This window comes from Kocuria gwangalliensis (assembly GCF_039544365.1).
In the GTDB taxonomy this organism is placed as follows: Bacteria; Actinomycetota; Actinomycetes; order Actinomycetales; family Micrococcaceae; genus Kocuria; species Kocuria gwangalliensis.
In genome coordinates, this window is record NZ_BAABLN010000047.1 from 1 (window position 1) to 822 (window position 822).

An 822-nucleotide genomic window follows, 5' to 3' on the forward strand; every position below is an offset into this window, starting at 1 on the left:
CTAGACAGCCCGACGGTGGCCATGGAAGTCGGAATCCGCTAAGGAGTGTGTAACAACTCACGGGCCGAATGAACTAGCCCTGAAAATGGATGGCGCTCAAGCGTGCTACCCATACCTCGCCGTCGGGGTAGAAACGACGCCCCGACGAGTAGGCAGGCGTGGGGGTCCGTGACGAAGCCTTGGGAGTGATCCCGGGTCGAACGGCCCCTAGTGCAGATCTTGGTGGTAGTAGCAAATACTCAAATGAGAACTTTGAGGACTGAAGTGGGGAAAGGTTCCATGTGAACAGCAGTTGGACATGGGTTAGTCGATCCTAAGGCATAGGGAAGTTCCGTTTGAAAGGCGCCCTCGTGCGCCGTGTGCCGAAAGGGAAGCCGGTTAACATTCCGGCACCTGGATGTGGATTCTCCACGGCAACGTAACTGAACGCGGAGACGTCGGCGGGGGTCCTGGGAAGAGTTCTCTTTTCTTCTTGACAGCCTTCCACCCTGAAATCGGTTTGTCCGGAGCTAGGGTTCCATGGCTGGCAGAGCCCCGCACCTTTGCGGGGTCCGGTGCGCCCCCGACGACCCTTGAAAATCCGCGGGAAGGAATAGTTTTCACGCCAGGTCGTACTCATAACCGCAGCAGGTCTCCAAGGTGAACAGCCTCTAGTTGATAGAACAATGTAGATAAGGGAAGTCGGCAAAATGGATCCGTAACTTCGGGATAAGGATTGGCTCTAAGGGTCGGGCCCGCTGGGCCTTGGGGGAAACCCCTCGGAGCAGGGGGGCACTAGCCGGGCAACCGGCCGGCGCCCCCCAGCACTGGGGCGGGGACGCC

Annotated in this window: 1 rRNA gene; it reads left to right on the forward strand. The window is 58.8% G+C overall.

Going from position 1 to position 822, the window contains the following annotated elements:
• A 23S ribosomal RNA gene (locus ABEA06_RS13500) occupies nucleotides 1-822 on the forward strand; the annotation flags it as partial.